14 protein-coding genes are annotated in these 16,103 nt (G+C 34.1%); 2 read left to right on the top strand and 12 right to left on the bottom strand.

Annotated elements, in window-relative coordinates:
• Positions 1–96: 96 nt before the first annotated feature.
• The 4 genes from cccB to CEF14_RS18045 form a co-directional block, all read right to left on the bottom strand.
• Positions 97–492, bottom strand: a complete 396-nt coding sequence (cccB, locus tag CEF14_RS18060) for a cytochrome c551 (RefSeq protein WP_102694103.1) — start codon at positions 490–492, stop codon at positions 97–99.
• 268 nt (positions 493–760) lie between these two features.
• The gene (locus CEF14_RS18055; protein WP_102694102.1) at positions 761–1,993 is read right to left on the bottom strand and encodes an EAL and HDOD domain-containing protein; all 1,233 of its coding nucleotides are present in this window, start codon (positions 1,991–1,993) and stop codon (positions 761–763) included.
• Positions 1,994–2,163: 170 nt separating this feature from the next.
• On the bottom strand, positions 2,164–2,805 hold the full coding sequence (locus CEF14_RS18050; RefSeq protein WP_245890288.1) for a DedA family protein: 642 nt from the start codon (positions 2,803–2,805) through the stop codon (positions 2,164–2,166).
• A 158-nt stretch (positions 2,806–2,963) separates the two neighbouring features.
• Positions 2,964–4,937: a S9 family peptidase gene (locus CEF14_RS18045; protein WP_102694100.1), complete on the bottom strand. Its 1,974-nt coding sequence runs from the start codon at positions 4,935–4,937 to the stop codon at positions 2,964–2,966.
• Positions 4,938–5,133: 196 nt separating this feature from the next.
• Here CEF14_RS18045 and CEF14_RS18040 point away from each other — a divergent pair, with 196 nt between their 5' ends.
• Positions 5,134–6,486 (top strand): amino acid permease, encoded by a 1,353-nt coding sequence (locus tag CEF14_RS18040; RefSeq protein ID WP_102694099.1) that lies wholly within the window; start codon positions 5,134–5,136, stop codon positions 6,484–6,486.
• 165 nt (positions 6,487–6,651) lie between these two features.
• Here CEF14_RS18040 and CEF14_RS18035 read toward each other — a convergent pair whose 3' ends face one another.
• The 6 genes from CEF14_RS18035 to CEF14_RS18010 all read right to left on the bottom strand — a co-directional run bounded on the left by CEF14_RS18035 (position 6,652) and on the right by CEF14_RS18010 (position 13,762).
• A complete protein-coding gene (locus CEF14_RS18035; protein ID WP_102694098.1) occupies positions 6,652–8,208 on the bottom strand; it encodes a fatty acid--CoA ligase family protein in 1,557 nt (518 codons plus the stop codon).
• A gap of 122 nt (positions 8,209–8,330) precedes the next feature.
• The gene (locus tag CEF14_RS18030) at positions 8,331–10,268 is read right to left on the bottom strand and encodes an FtsX-like permease family protein (protein ID WP_102694097.1); all 1,938 of its coding nucleotides are present in this window, start codon (positions 10,266–10,268) and stop codon (positions 8,331–8,333) included.
• Positions 10,240–11,013, bottom strand: coding sequence for an ABC transporter ATP-binding protein (locus CEF14_RS18025; protein WP_102694096.1), 774 nt, complete (start codon positions 11,011–11,013; stop codon positions 10,240–10,242). The genes CEF14_RS18030 and CEF14_RS18025 overlap by 29 nt, the downstream gene beginning before the upstream one ends.
• A gap of 18 nt (positions 11,014–11,031) precedes the next feature.
• Positions 11,032–12,021: a sensor histidine kinase gene (locus CEF14_RS18020; protein ID WP_102694095.1), complete on the bottom strand. Its 990-nt coding sequence runs from the start codon at positions 12,019–12,021 to the stop codon at positions 11,032–11,034.
• Between the two features lie 2 nt (positions 12,022–12,023).
• Entirely contained in the window at positions 12,024–12,728 is a 705-nt protein-coding gene (locus tag CEF14_RS18015; RefSeq protein ID WP_102694094.1) for a response regulator transcription factor, read from the bottom strand.
• Between the two features lie 41 nt (positions 12,729–12,769).
• Positions 12,770–13,762, bottom strand: coding sequence for a lipoate--protein ligase (locus CEF14_RS18010; protein ID WP_102694093.1), 993 nt, complete (start codon positions 13,760–13,762; stop codon positions 12,770–12,772).
• 139 nt (positions 13,763–13,901) lie between these two features.
• Here CEF14_RS18010 and yhfH point away from each other — a divergent pair, with 139 nt between their 5' ends.
• Complete coding sequence (gene yhfH, locus CEF14_RS18005) at positions 13,902–14,027, top strand: protein YhfH (RefSeq protein ID WP_102694092.1); 126 nt, start codon at positions 13,902–13,904, stop codon at positions 14,025–14,027.
• Positions 14,028–14,190: 163 nt separating this feature from the next.
• Here yhfH and CEF14_RS18000 read toward each other — a convergent pair whose 3' ends face one another.
• Positions 14,191–15,225 (bottom strand): LLM class flavin-dependent oxidoreductase, encoded by a 1,035-nt coding sequence (locus tag CEF14_RS18000; RefSeq protein WP_102694091.1) that lies wholly within the window; start codon positions 15,223–15,225, stop codon positions 14,191–14,193.
• 13 nt (positions 15,226–15,238) lie between these two features.
• A complete protein-coding gene (locus CEF14_RS17995; RefSeq protein WP_102694090.1) occupies positions 15,239–16,075 on the bottom strand; it encodes a VOC family protein in 837 nt (278 codons plus the stop codon).
• Positions 16,076–16,103: the final 28 nt, after the last annotated feature.

Genomic DNA, 16,103 nt, shown 5'->3' with positions numbered 1-16,103 from the left:
AGCAAAAGCCAAATAAGGTTTCCTTACCCAGGGTAACACATTTTGAAGGCAATAAAAAACTAGCTTCCCCCTCAATGAAAGCTAGTTAAAAAATTCTTATTTTTTTTCAGAAAGCCATTTAGCAACAGCATTTAATTCATCATCACTAAGGCCTGTACCAGATTGGTTAGGCATACTACCTTTACCATTTTTCAAAATATCTTTGATTTGACTTTCTGATAATGTTGATCCTACTTTTGTTAAATTCGGGCCAACAGCACCTGATAAATCGTTACCGTGACAAGAGATACATTTTTGTTTAGCAACTGCTTCAGCGTCAACTTTTGTTGTTTCGGTGGTTTTTTCTTCAGTTGTTGTTGTATTGTTTGCTGTGTTATTTTTTGTTTCTGTAGTAGTAGTTTCATTTGTTGTGGTTTTTTCTTTATTTGTCGTACCACAAGCGCCTAAAACTAATGCAGAACCCAGTAACAAAGCAAGTAGTGCTTTTTTCATGAAGAACCCTCCTATAAGAAATTATAATATCTTACGTAGTAAGTATACCAAATTCAAGTATAAATTAAACCTGACTAATTTATGTATTTGTGTCTCTTTTATGCCAATAGCACTAACATGGAAGGTTTGGTCAACATATACCAAACAGTTACAAAGGGTTTAGTGCACTTAATATTGGAAAATACATATAAATATATACCTCTAATTTATACAATTTCTTGAAGTATATCGTGATATGTTACCGTTTTCCTTTTTGAATCGAATTTCTCTAGCAAATTGTATTCGACCATTTATTTGCTACTTTTGACATTTCTAAAAGATCATCAATATTAATATTCAAATCTTCAGCAATTAGATAAGCCATTTTTAGATCCATTCGTTCTAATGCAATCGTTAATTGTAGATATGGTTGCATGAATGAACTACTACCTGATATTGTTTCTACTACTTCATCTGACAACGGTAACTTCATAAGAATGGTATTCATTGGTCTTTGCAAGAGTGCATCTATTAAGGAAAACATTCCAACTAAAAAATATTCGGACGTATTACGTTTTCTGTTATATTTCGCTAATAATTCACACATCTTCGCACGACATAAAGATGTTTTCATTAACTCATCAAACGTACCACAAGAATTGAATTTTTGAGATTCACGGTAGGTTAGAATATAAATCCACTTTTTTAAATCTTCTAATCCTAAATGTAATATTGCTTGCTTAATCGATCGAATTTTGGATCTTGAACGTTTTGATGAAGAATTAATCAATTGCATTAGTTTATAGGACAAAGCTAAGTCGTGTTCAATCCCTTCAGCGATCTGGTCAATATCAGGTTCTTCAACACGAAGTAGGGCAATTACTCGGTAATATTGCAATAAGTTTGCAGGGATTTCATTTCCTTTAATAATTTGTGGTTGCATAAAGAAATAGCCTTGAAATAATTTATAGCCTATTTGAACTGCTTCTTGATATTGTTCCCTAGTTTCAACTTTTTCTGCTAGTAATGCGATATGAGGATACTCATTTTTCACCCGTTTTTCAATTTGCTTTCTTTCTTCTTTCGTAGAAATTAAGAAGTCGACTTTAATGATGTCTGTATATGTAAACAATTCCTGATAATAATGAATATCTTCTTGCATGACAAAATCATCCAAAGCAATTCGAAAGCCTCTTGCTTTTAGTTCTTTTACACGTTGTACTAATTGTTCAGAAATTGGTACATCCTCAAGTATTTCAACAACAATTTGAGAAGGATTAAGGTGATCAAAAATTTCACTCATTAACAGATTTTCAGTAAAATTGATAAAGCATGGTTTACCATTTGCCAATTCTTCAAATCCAATTGAAAAAAATGAATTGACGATAACATCAACCGTTGCTAAATCTGAATCAATTTCTGGAAATTGATTTTTTTCAATCCCATTTCTATATAATAATTCATACGAATAGACTTCTTCTAGGGTGTTAAAAATTGGTTGCCTACCAATAAAAACCTCCATCAATTTTCTCCTTTAATACATTTTTACTAGTATTATAGCATTATTTACAATAAATATAATTATCTTATTTCTTTCGTTTTATAATTTATAGATAGTTTGAAATCAATAAAAATCAAAAAACATCTCTTTATCAATATTTTTAATTAAATACTAATAAGAGATGTTTTTGATTATTTTTTAAAACTTGTACGTAACATACCAATAATAGCTGGTAGTAATGATAATACAATAATCGCTAAAATAACTGTTGAAAAGTTATTTTTTACAAATGGAATATTACCGAAGAAATAGCCACTAAATACTCCGATTAACACCCATAAAAGTGCACCTGTAATATTGTACACAATAAAATGGCGATATCTCATTTTACTTGCGCCTGCTATAAATGGTATGAAAGTCCGAATTACTGGCATAAATCGAGCAATCACAATGGTTTTACCACCATGTCTGTCAAAGAAGTCTTGTGCTTTTTGCATACGTTCCTTATTAATTACTCGTCCTAAAAAGCTGTTCTCCGGAATGGACTTCCCAATTTTATGGCCAATTTCATAGTTTAACGAATCTCCCAAAACAGCTGCTACAAAAAATACAGCTACTGAAATCCACAAATTTAGTGCACCTAAAGAAGCTAAGGCACCACTTGCAAATAACAATGAATCACCAGGTAAAAATGGCATAATTACTACACCAGTTTCAATAAATACAATTAAAAATACAATGCCGTATACCCACCCATGATATTGGGTAACAATGTCTCTTAAATGCACATCAATGTGCATAATAAAATCAAACAAACTTCTTATCAGATCAATCATTACTTCCACTCACAATCCATGAATTTTCTTATTCATCATACTATTAAATTTGTTTTATGTCACAGTTTTCACATGCGTTCTTTTAATAGTAACGATTGGTTAGAAGGAAAGTTGCTAGATTCCCATTAACTTTACACTAATTTTACAAGCAATCATTATAGGTATTCTTTAAACCAATCTATAATGTGTTCCAGACGTTGTTGTCTTAAATTTGGAATACCTTCACGGGATAAATTATGATCAGCTTTTGGGAAGCGTACAAATTGAGTGACTTTCCCCATAGATTTTAATGTTATATAGAATTGTTCAGCCTGTTCAATTGGACAACGATCATCTTTTTCTCCATGTAATATAAGCAAAGGCGTTGCAACGTGATTCGCATATTTTAAAGGTGAATGATTCCATAATTTATCTATATCGTTCATATCTTTCCCAATTTGCCATTCTGTAAAGTAATAACCAATATCAGAAACACCAAAGAAGCTAATCCAATTGGAAATAGAACGTTGTGTAACCGCAGCTTTGAAACGATTTGTATGCCCTACAATCCAGTTGGTCATAAAACCACCGTAACTGCCTCCGGTTACACCTAACCGCGTTGCATTGATCCAATTATTTTGTGCAAGAACATAGTCTACTCCTGCCATAATATCTTCATAATCACCACCGCCATAATCATTACGACATGCATTCACAAATTGTTGGCTATAACCATGACTGCCTCTTGGATTTACATATAACACGCCGTATCCTTGAGCCGCCAATAACTGTAATTCATGAAAGAAAGTATTTGCATACATAGTATGTGGACCGCCATGAATCTCAACAATTAATGGATACTTTTCACCTTCTTTGTAGTTAGCAGGTTTCATCAACCATCCATGAATGGTCCACCCATTAGATCCTTCATAACTAATTGGCTGCGGTTCGACAACTTTCACTTCTTGTAACCATTCATCATTAAAATACGTTATTTGCTTTCTTTCTCCTAACGCAATTTCATATTTAAATAATTCTCCTGGAAAAACAGGATTACTAATCGCAAGTATAGCTATATCACCTTTCCTAGATACATCATACCCATAGACATGCTCGTCTTCTGGACTCGCAGGATAAATAGCACCTTCTAATGTAGCATAATATAAACGCACATCTCCTGAAGTGGATAACTGGAAGTATAGATCGTTTGCTTCAGTCCAAACTAAACTTGGAGCTGAAACGTTTTGTTGAACATCTGCTACCGAATAATCACCTATTGGAAGATCTAGCGATTCCGTTAAATTCCAATAACGTTTTTGCTCTACATCATAAATATAAAGATGTGCATGACCTGCATTTCGATAAGTAAAGTCGCTACTAACAAATGCTATATAACGATCGTCAAATGAAAAAGCTGCTCCTCCAATATACCCTTCTTCATTAGCTATTACGGTTTCTTTCTTTGATTTGATATCTATTAATATAATTGGCGAATGCCAATCATTGTCTTGATCTTTGGTGCGGTTTACTCCTACTACAAGAAAACGACCGTCATGAGAAATAGATAGCAAACTATAATTATATGTATCCGTTATAAAACGAGATACATGAAGATCTGCAAGACTTACGACTCCGATTTGGTTATAGCTTTTTCGTTTAATTAATCCGACACCATTCATTTTATATCTCATACCTTCTACAACATATGCCGTAGGAAGTTCATCTTTTTTCTCTTCTTTTGCTTCCGTAAATTCTTTCCCCTCTTGAACATTTGCAGAAAACCAAATTTTTTCGTTACTTGGATCCCATAGGTATGAATTCACACCATCCACAAATTTGGTAATTTGTTTTGCTTCCCCACCATTTTTGGATAGTATAAAAAGTTGTTTTTGTTTATCTCTTGTAGATAAAAATGCAACAAAATTTCCATCTGGTGACCAAGAAAGTGCTGAAATTCTTTCTTCACTGAATGTCCATTGAGATACTTCATTTGTATCAACATGAATATGGATTAAATACGATAAGTATTTATTCTTTCCCTGATCCATAATAGTTCGAATTGCAACTGCCTCTTGACCATTTGGTGACAACACAGGCGATGAAATGGAAGTTAATTTGTACAAATCTTCTTTCTCAAGGATTCTTTTCATCTTATTTACTCCCTTTCTCTAATTTTACAACTAATGTAATTTCACTATACCTTAAGCATATACATAACGTAAACGTTATATAAAATAATCATTCAGAATATTTCTTTCATTTAGTACGACATGTCCATTTTTATTATTAGCATTTTGTGGTACCATTATGAAGTTACAATTTTATAGCATCGAAGGAGTTTTAGTCATGAACAAGAAACCACAGCTCCAACGAGGGTTGGAGTCGCGACATATCACGCTAATGTCGCTCGGTGCTGCCATAGGAGTCGGTTTATTTCTAGGTTCTGCAGGAGCAATCCAATTGGCTGGTCCTGCTATTTTAATCGCTTATGCCCTTGGTGGTATCGTAATTTTCATTATTATGCGTGCACTTGGTGAAATGGCGGTTGAAAACCCTGTCGCCGGATCCTTTAGTCGCTATGCAAGAGATTATTTAGGACCACTCGCGGGATTTATAACCGGATGGAACTATTGGTTTTTGTGGATTGTGACATGTATGGCTGAAATTACAGCAGTCGGAATATACATGCAATTATGGTTCCCAGGTTCACCTAAATGGTTGTGGGCGCTCATTGCGCTAATAGTTATGACAATCGTCAATTTAATTGCAGTAAAAACATTTGGCGAATTTGAATTTTGGTTTGCTTTCATTAAAATCTTTGCAATTATCGCAATGATTGTTATTGGATTAGGGATCATCCTATTTGGGATCGGTAATGATGGTATAGCTGTTGGCTTTAGTAATTTATGGGGTCATGGTGGATTTATGCCAAATGGTATAAAAGGTATATTTATGTCCTTACCAATTGTTATGTTCGCATATCTTGGAGTCGAAATGATTGGGACTACTGCTGGTGAGGCAAAAAACCCTAAAAAAGTTATACCTCATGCAATCGATACAGTACTTTGGAGAATTTTGATATTCTATATTGGTGCATTAACAATTATTATGTCCATCTATCCATGGAATGAAATCAATACAAACAATAGTCCATTTGTGTTAATGTTCAGTCAAGTCGGTATACGATACGCAGCAGGCATTATCAACTTTGTCGTTCTAACTGCTGCTTTATCAAGCTGTAACAGTGGAATTTTCAGCACTGGCCGCATGTTATTTAACCTTGCTGAACAAAATCAAGCACCTGCTATCTTTAAAAAGGTTGGACGAGGTGGCGTACCTACAGTAGCAATTCTAGCATCTACATTTGTACTTTTAATAGGTGTCGTATTAAACTACTTTGTAGCTGAAAAAGTATTTACTTGGTTAACAAGCATCTCTACATTTGGTGCGATTTGGACTTGGATGATTATATTAATCAGTCAGTTCAAATTCCGTAAATCATTAACTAAAACACAAGTTTCTAAGCTTACTTATAAAGCATTTTGGTATCCATTTGGCTCCTACTTAGCAATAGTCTTCCTTCTTTTAGTAGTTGCCCTTATGGGGATTTTCCCAGATACACAAATTGCATTAATTGTTGGTCCAATTTGGATCCTAGCGTTAGTTATTTTATATTATGCAAAATATAAAAAAGCATAAAAATCAAAAAGTCTATTCATCATTGGGATGGTGAATAGACTTTTTTTAGTAATTATTTACTCTGTATGAATCGGTCTCACCTGATAAAATTATTTCGTATACAAAAATAGAGATGTTCAAAAGTATTTAAATGAACATCTCCTTGTTATTCTATAAAACTCAACCTTACGCGCGAGAAAGAGCTTGGTCTTTCAAATTACGTCGTAAAATTTTGCCAGTAGTATTCTTTGGTAATTCGTCGAGTAATAGTATTTCCTTTGGACATTTATATTTTACTAAGTGCTGTTTACAATATTCATGCAAATCTTCTACTGTAATTGATTTGTCTTTTAACACAACATAAGCAAGTACTTCCTCACCAAGGTTTGGATCAGGAATACCAACTACCGCTGCTTCTAGCACGCCTGGATTGGAGTATAGTACTTCTTCGACCTCACGTGGATAAACATTATATCCACCTACAATAATCATATCTTTTTTACGATCAACAATGAAAAAATAACCTTCTTCATCCATTCGAGCTAAATCTCCAGTGTATAACCATCCATCACGAATTGCAACTGCTGTTTCTTCAGGCATTTTATAGTATCCTTTCATGACGTTGGGTCCTTTTACTACTAGTTCCCCAACTTCACCTACTGGCACCTCTTCCCCAAATTCGTTAACTACTTTATTTACTACATTTACAATATTTGTACCAATAGACCCTGCCTTACGATCTCGATCTAAAGGATTGAAACAAGTAACAGGTGAAGCCTCTGATAACCCATAACCTTCTGATACTCTAACATTAAATTTCTCTTCAAAATTATGCAATAATGCCACCGGCATAGAAGAGCCTCCGGAAATAGCTAAACGTAATGATTTTAAATCTTCCGGATGACCTTCAGGGAATTGATATAAGAAATTGAACATTGTCGGAACACCTGCAAAAACAGTTGGTCTTAGTTCTTTGCCAATTCTAAAAATTTCTTTTGGACTAAAACTTGGTAAAATAATTAGTTGTGCTGAAGTTAATAAAGGTGCATTTACTGCGACTGTTAGAGCAAATACGTGAAAAACTGGTAATGTTGTAATGACACGATCATTCGCATTAAATTGTAGGTATTCAGATACATCTCGAGCATTTGAATATAAATTCTTATGCGTTAACATTGCACCTTTTGGATGGCCAGTAGTACCTGATGTGTACAAAATAATGGCAGTATCATTTTCATCAATTTCTTCTGGTTTAACTGTTGGTTCAGATTTTGCAATTAGTTGTGTAAAAGAATAGACTTTCTCTCTTACATTTTGAGGTAATGTTTGCATTTTCTCAATTGTATCAGGTTTTGTTTCACATACTACATACGAATGTACATCTGGAAAGACGGTGATACACGTTTCCACTAATGGCAGTAAGGCATCTAATGCAATCACTGTTTTTACATCACCATTACGTATAATATATGTAATTTCATCTGGCGTATAAAGAGGATTGATTGGTATAGCCGTCGCTCCAATTCGCATGGTTGCATATAAAGAAATAACAAAATGAGGTGTATTGCCCAATAAGAACGCTACATGATCCCCTTTTTCAACCCCTAATTCCTTTAATGTAGTTGCCATTTTAGACACTGAATCTTCGAACTCTGCGTAGGTCGTATCTTTTCCCCCAAAATGATACGCTACTTTTTCTGCTTTTTCTGTGGATGTCTTATAAACTGCTGATACTAAATTCATCTCCTCATCCCCTTTGTAAGAATAAAAATGAATGGTCATTCATTCTCCATCCAAATCTATTATATAGAAATTAGAAAAATAAAACAACAGACAGCCATTTTTAGCCATCTGTTGTTTTTCAATTATATAGCCCGAATATGTGATAAGTATCGCCAACGTATTAAATAGAAATAACACAACTGTATGCAAGTAATTGCTGCTAATACGAGGAAAATCTCTCTTATTATAGATAGATCTGCAATACCTTTCCAAAACACTTGAAGTGCCATAAAAGCAAATGTGCTATGGAACATTGCTAATCCCCATGGGAGAAAGAACTGCGGTATGAGCTGACTATTAACGATCTTACGTAACTCCCTATCTGTAATGCCCATTCTACGTAATGCATCGAATTGTTTTTTATCTTCTTCAAGTCCTGTATAAAGTTTGAAGTATATAAAACTACCTGAAGCAAGGAAAAAGACTGTCGCAGCTAATAATCCAATAAATAATAATAATGCAAACGTTGAACGTATAAAGGAATAATCTAAACCTGGGTTTTCAAAGTAAAAAGGTAAATCATTTTCATGATTTGTCATATATGCTTCCGTCATAATTGCATCTAAATTTGTGCCAATATCCTTTGTTTTAGTCCATTGTGGTACATAGAAAACAAAAATATGGTTAGTAGATTGATTGGCATTTGCCCCTACCATAGGCTCTTTTATCAAACGAAAATCTTGATCACTAACAACAATCACATTTGTCCCAAGCTCTGTCGGTGAAAATAGTACCTTTGGATATACTTTATCAATATAAAGTGGCACATTATTTTCCTGTAAAACCGTTTCTACTTTTTTATTCTGAAGTTCGTTGATAGAATCCTCAGAATATGGCAAAAACATCGCTTCTCCAGGTTTTAAACGAACTACCGGATAACCAAACACAACTGCTAATCTGTTAATATCTGATTGCGTAATAATTTTTACAGGTTTTTGTGTATTTGATGAAGTTTGACGCTTAATATCAAATTTATTGAGATGATAACTAAGTCCTTTATCTTGTAATTCATCAATCAACCCTGTAATATGCTCTTTTTCATATGGATTATCTAATTTACTTGAATAGACTAAACCTAATGGATTTAGCTGGTGATATTGATGCGTAAAAGTCGACATAGAACTTAATGTACCAATCGCTAAAAAAGCTAATGTTGATACCATACAAGAGATAAAGAACATTCTTGCATTTTCACGCATAATAGAAGACGTCTTTGCCATTGATACAATACGATACTTGTGCCAATACCATTTCTTATGTTTTCGGATACGGGATAATATAAATGGTACTGAATCTGTAAAAAATAGGTATGTACCAATCATTGCAAAAGGCGGTGTTAAAGTTGTAAAAACAATAAGATATTCCTTCCGAATATTTGCAGCCATAACATAGGCAGCAATTAAGAAAAGTAATCCTACAATCCCTTTCCACACTGAATACTTTGCAATTTTTTCGTTCTTCCAATAGAGTCGCAATAAACTTACTAAATTATTATCCTTAATAAACATCACACTTATTAAGGAAATTATGATAAACAAACTAGTAAATGTACCAATTGTTAACGCAAATGGCTTCCACGAAAAATACAACGGTAGGCTATCGATTTGAAGTATTTCTCGTACAATCATAAAGAAAAACTTTGAAAAGGCATAGCCAAAAATGATGCCAACTACAATCGAAGTAAACCCTATGATCATTGTTTCAAACAATATTAGCTTATTGAGTTGTCTTTTCTCCATTCCTAAATGCAGTAATATACCAAATTCCTTTGAACGTGCTTCTAAAAAAGCTCTCATAGAATAAAACAAGAAAAACAATGTAAAGAGCACCAGAATAACCTCTGCTACAAACATTCCTTGAAAGGCAATCTCTCGTAGAAATTCATCTTCAACTTTTGGGTGAAACATCAGCATAGAATATATAAAAAACACCATAACAGATGCCACACTCGATAAGAAAAAGGCCGCATAGACACGGAAATTTCTGATGACATTAAGGAAAGCGAACTGCCGAAAAGTCACCGACATGACCCCCTAGTAAACTCAACACATTTAAAATGGCTTGGAAAAATGTCTGACGATGATTATCTTTATAAATTTCATTGAAGTACTCTCCGTCTTTTATAAACAAAACACGATCACAATAACTTGCAGCAATTGGATCATGTGTTACCATTACAATTGTTGTGTTCTCTTGCTTATTAATACTGCCAAGAAGTTCTAAAACATCTCTTGATGAATTAGAATCTAAATTTCCAGTTGGTTCATCTGCTAATAACAAGGAGGGCTTGTGAATAATAGCACGGCCAATAGCAGTTTTTTGAGCTTGTCCACCCGAGATTTCATTTGGTCTTTTATCAAGGATACTTTCAATACATAATTGTCTCGCAACATCCTTTATCCTCGTTTGCATCGTATCAAGGTCTTGGTCATCGAGTGTTAAGGGTAATACGATATTTTCTTCAACAGTTAGCATTTGCAACAAATTGAAATCTTGAAAGACAAATCCTAACTGACGTCTTCTAAAATAAGCCAAATCATTTTTCTTCAAGCTATGAGGGTTTACGTCATTAATGACAATCTCTCCTGATGTTGGCGTATCTATAGTGGAAATCATATTGAGGAGAGTTGTTTTACCACTTCCTGATGGCCCCATTACCGCTAGAAACTCTCCCTTTTCTACTTCGAAACTTAGTTGATTGACAGCACGATGTGTAACTTTCCCTTCGTATACTTTTGTTACATCTCGGATTTTCAATATCGACATGCGATTACCTCAATTCTTTTATGAGTGCTGGAAGTACACTCGAATTGTTGTACCTCTTCCTACTTCAGATTCAATTTCCAATTGATGACCAAGCTTATCGCACACTTCTTTTGCTAAATATAAGCCCATTCCAGTAGATTCACCTGTTTTACGCCCATTTTCACCCGTAAAGAACGCTTTTGTTACACGTTTTAAATCAGATGGTGGAATCCCGATCCCTTCATCTTTAATCGTTAAAATAACTTGTGTACCCTTAATTGACGCAGATAAATATAGTTTCTTGCCATCTTCGAAAGTATATTTCACCGCATTGGTGATAAATTGCCCGATAATAAACTTTATCCATTTTGGATCCGTTGGTACGATACAATCCTCTGCGATATCAATATTAGGGTACACATGATGCGTGATAAATAATCGTTTATTTTCATTTACAAGTGAACTTACTAACGGTCGTAATGCTACTTGTTCAATTTTCATATCCTCTTCAAAAGTATCTAGACGTGCATTCATCAAAACGGTTTCCAGTCCATGTTTTAAACGATCTACTTCTTCTCGAACACTTACCTTATCCAATTCATCATCTTCTTGCAAAAGTAACTCTAAAACACTAATTGGGGTTTTCATCTGATGCACCCATTGATTCATAAATTGAAGATGCCGCCTTTGCTGTGCATACAATGCTTGTGCCTCTAATTGATAGATTTCGTAAAGTTTGTGAATGTACTTTTCTGTTGCAATGTTTTCTGGGGTTTTCGCATTATGTTGTAATGCATCTTCCATTTCGCTGGGTAATTGCAGTACTTTTTTGTAAAAAGATCGTCTCATTATATAACGTGCACACAAAAAAGTGATGGTTAGCACAAGTGAAATAATAAAGGAATAAATAGCAGTATCTATATTGCGAAATCCGTCTAACCAATATAATAAGAAGATAAAAAACACAAGCAATATATCAAAGAAAATATAAGCTAAATGATCTTTTATGAATAGTTTTAAAGACTCCATTATTATTGCTCCTCTTCACATAAAACAAAGCGATATCCAGCACCTCGTACAGTTTCTATGGTTGATTGAACACCATAATCAGACAGTTTTTTACGGACACGTGTCATATTAACATTCAGCGTATTTTCGTCTACAAAAGCTTGATCATCCCATAATTCTTCTAATAGTTTTTCTCTAGATACAACTTTTGGAGCTTGTCCCATTAATAATTCTAAAATAACACATTCTTTTTTTTGAAGCGGAATTTCCGCATTCTTTGTATGCAGTTCCATACGTTCTAAAAATAATTCTAACTGACCTTGCTTAATCGTTCTTTCTTCTTGCTTTGTCGCATATTCTCCATAGGACCTACGTAAATGGCTTTTAATCTTCGCTAAGACAATTTCATAGTTAAAAGGCTTTGTGATAAAATCATCTCCACCATTCTCTAAAGCAAAAATTTGATCCATCTCACCTGATCTAGCTGAGATGAAAATGATTGGACATGTCGTCAGCAGTCTAAGCTGACGACACCAATAATAGCCATCAAAAGAAGGTAAATTAATATCTAGCAAAACAAGATGAGGATTGAACGCTTTAAAGTCATCAAGTATATTGTCAAAAGATTTAACTGTTTCTACATCATAATGATACTTACGAAGAGTATCGCCTAATAATGTAGCAATTTTCAAATCATCTTCTACGATTAATATTCGATGTGTATTCATTTTGTCTCCCCTCCATCTTTTAGTCCATATTAATAGAACGATTAATAAATTAGTTTTACAAATTCTTCTTTAGAAACGCCACCAAAGTAAGTTGGGATATCAATCTCTTCTAGTGCATCTGAAATTGTATGCGGTTCATATTTCTTCCCACGAAGCACATTTTCGATATCTTCCATTTCTCCAACACCAAAGAAATCACCAAAAATATGGACTTCTTGCATAATTCCTTTATTTACTTCTAAACGCAAATCGATAAATCCAGAAGGGAATTTTTTTGTACGTTGAATATTAAACTTCGGTGATTGACCATAGTTCCAATCCCATTTTTGATAGCGTTCTTCGGATAGCTTATAAATATTTTTCCAATCTTCTTCGGTTAAATCATAATATTGAATGTTTTCCTCGCCACCAAAAATGGATTTTAATATTTCCATTCTGAATTCTTCGATTGAAATAGGATTTTCCATGAAATCAGCAATATTCGCAACACGAGAACGTACGGATTTTATCCCTTTTGACTCAATTTTTTCTTTTTTAACTTTTAAAGCCGATACAACAGCATCAATATCGCAATTATACATCAGTGTTCCATGACTGAACATACGCCCTTTGGTTGAGAACATTGCATTCCCAGAAATTTTACGTCCTTCAGCCAGGATATCATTTCGACCAGATAATTCGGAATTAATCCCTAATTTTTTCATAGCATCAACTACAGGTTGCGTGAACTTTTTAAAGTTTTGGAAGGATTCACCGTCATCCTTTGTCAAAAAGCTAAAGTTTAAATTGCCAAGATCATGATACACAGCTCCACCGCCAGATAATCGGCGCACAACGATAATATCATTTTCTTCCACATAGTCAGTATTAATTTCTTCTATTGTATTTTGGTTTCTTCCAATAATAATGGAAGGCTGATTAATATAAAACAATAAAAATGAATCTTTTTCAACATCCATTGTTTTTAGTGCATATTCCTCTATAGCTAGGTTTATACGTGGATCATTAATTCCTTTGTTATCAATAAAATACATGCCTGTCACTCCTAATATATTGTCTTCAATTATTTTAACTTAATTTTTAATTTTTGTATTGACATAAATATCTGTGTTATAATACAATACATAATAACAAAACAGTAATATAACAGTATTGATAAGGAGGCGATTTTCAATGTTAGAAAACGTTATTGAATTTTTCAAGAACTTACCTGATAAACACTGTGTAGAATGTGGCGAAAAAATTGAAGAACAAAGCGAGTGTTATACAAATACTTGCGAACATTGTAACTCTCTTTAATCTTTTACTAGTTTTTTATAATTAAAAGCTAAATGATTTCCCAACACCATTTAGCAACTCACTCCTTTGTCTTTTGTCTGAACCACAAAAGATGAACTTATAAGTAAATTGCTTACGAAAAAAGCGTAAAGAGCCTGAACCTCTCTTTACGCTTTTTTATTTATTAACCTTTGATATATTGATTGACTTGAGGCATAATTTTCGTTGCTAATAGTTCCATAGAGTGTGTAACTGTTTCAAATGGTTGTCCACCAATATCTAACTGCGCTAAAAATCTAGTATGGCCAAATAATTCATGCTGCTTCAATATCTTTTCAACAACTTCATCTGGACTTCCTACAAATAATGCTGTATTCGGTCCTGTCATTTTTTCAAAACTTTCTCGATTCAAATGAAAAGACATACCTCGTTGTTTATTGACATATCCCCAATAGTTTTTATAGTAAGCATAAAATTCTTTCCGCGCTTGATGACCATCCTCTGTAAAGTAACCATGTCCAGTCACAGCTACTTTATACTTCTCTTTTGGATGTCCTGCCGCGATAAATTCACGTTTATATGCTTCTACCAACGGAACAAAGTAATGTGGATTTCCACCAAGTATTGCAAGTGCTAACCCCGTACCAAATCGTCCAGCTCTCATTGCACTTTCTGGTGTCCCACCAACACCAATCCATGTTGGAATTTCCTTTGTTGCTCGAGGAGAAATTTCTGCATTTTGAAGCGATGCTCGTAAATGACCTTGCCAACTTAGTCGTTCTTCCTTATTTAATCTTTGCCAAAGTTCCAGATGTTCTTCAAATAGCTCATTGTATTGTTCTAAATTGTAACCGAATAATGGAAAAGATTCGATAAATGCCCCTCTACCTGCAATTATTTCAGCACGTCCATCTGATAACAAATCAAGTGTAGCAAAATCTTCATATAATCGAACAGGATCAACTGTACTTAATACTGTTGTAGTACTTGTTAGATGAATATTCTTTGTTTGTTGAGCAATGGCACTTAACATAACTGGCACAGAGGAAACCGCATAATCTAAACGATGATGCTCTCCAACACCAAATATTTGCAGCCCTAACTCATCAGCTAATTTTGCTGCTGCTATTACTTCTTGAATTCTTTTCTTTGCCGATATGGTTTGCCCATTGTATGGATTTGGGCCAATATCAGCTAATGTGTATACGCCAAATTCCACCGTATTCCGCCCCCTATTTTTCTACAATTATACGATTACCAGATGGATCAACTGTTATAAAACCATTTTCTATTTGTTCAACCGGTGCACCAATAAAAGCTAATCGTTTCATAATAGTCTCATCACTTTCATCTAATTGCACAGTAAAGCTTTGTAAACCAACTTGGTTACTAGCAGGTTGAGGTGCATCTTCGCCATTCCATGTATTTAATCCAATATGATGGTGGTAATCACCTGTAGAAATAAATAACGCCTTTCCACCGTATCGTAACACTACTCGATAACCTAGAGCCGTATAAAATTCTTTCGCTTTTTCTAGATTTGCTACATGCAAATGAATATGCCCCATAACCGTTTTAGCGGGAAGTCCATTCCATTCACCTTGTGCATTTTGCATTAAATCCTTAAAATCTAATGGTTCTGTTTTCATATAAACTTGGTCACCTGTCCAAGTCCACTCTTCTGGTATTCGATCCGCATAAATTTCAATACCATTGTTGTCAGGGTCACGTAGATAGAGTGCTTCACTTACATCATGATCCGATGCTCCAAAATAGATGCCTCTTTGTTGCAGATGTCTAATAATATTAGCTAGGTCTTTACGACTTGGTAGTAGAATCGCAAAATGATATAGACCTGTTGTTTTTTGTGGAGATTGATACGCACCTTCTGGTTGGACAATTGATAAAATGCTTGATTGCCCATCAGTTGTAAAAACTACACGGTCTGCTGTTTGCTGTAAAATTTGAAATCCTATTATCTCTGTATAATATTTTATAGAACGATCTAAATCTGCTACTTTTATTTCAACATGTTTCACATACATATTTGGTTTCTCATGATACCTCATGGCAATTCCCCTTTTCATTTAACTTACT

It is taken from the genome of Rummeliibacillus pycnus (assembly GCF_002884495.1).
GTDB classification, from domain to species: Bacteria; Bacillota; Bacilli; order Bacillales_A; family Planococcaceae; genus Rummeliibacillus; species Rummeliibacillus pycnus.
This window is presented reverse-complemented; position numbering and strand designations above follow the sequence as displayed.

Bases quoted from the DNA above. Each gene is read 5' to 3' on its own strand.
- cccB (WP_102694103.1), bottom strand. From the start codon at position 492: ATGAAAAAAGCACTACTTGCTTTGTTACTGGGTTCTGCATTAGTTTTA.
- CEF14_RS18055 (WP_102694102.1), bottom strand. From the start codon at position 1,993: ATGGAGGTTTTTATTGGTAGGCAACCAATTTTTAACACCCTAGAAGAA.
- CEF14_RS18045 (WP_102694100.1), bottom strand. From the start codon at position 4,937: ATGAAAAGAATCCTTGAGAAAGAAGATTTGTACAAATTAACTTCCATT.
- CEF14_RS18040 (WP_102694099.1), top strand. From the start codon at position 5,134: ATGAACAAGAAACCACAGCTCCAACGAGGGTTGGAGTCGCGACATATC.
- CEF14_RS18035 (WP_102694098.1), bottom strand. From the start codon at position 8,208: ATGAATTTAGTATCAGCAGTTTATAAGACATCCACAGAAAAAGCAGAA.
- CEF14_RS18025 (WP_102694096.1), bottom strand. From the start codon at position 11,013: ATGTCGATATTGAAAATCCGAGATGTAACAAAAGTATACGAAGGGAAA.
- CEF14_RS18020 (WP_102694095.1), bottom strand. From the start codon at position 12,021: ATGGAGTCTTTAAAACTATTCATAAAAGATCATTTAGCTTATATTTTC.
- CEF14_RS18015 (WP_102694094.1), bottom strand. From the start codon at position 12,728: ATGAATACACATCGAATATTAATCGTAGAAGATGATTTGAAAATTGCT.
- CEF14_RS18010 (WP_102694093.1), bottom strand. From the start codon at position 13,762: ATGTATTTTATTGATAACAAAGGAATTAATGATCCACGTATAAACCTA.
- yhfH (WP_102694092.1), top strand. From the start codon at position 13,902: ATGTTAGAAAACGTTATTGAATTTTTCAAGAACTTACCTGATAAACAC.
- CEF14_RS17995 (WP_102694090.1), bottom strand. From the start codon at position 16,075: ATGAGGTATCATGAGAAACCAAATATGTATGTGAAACATGTTGAAATA.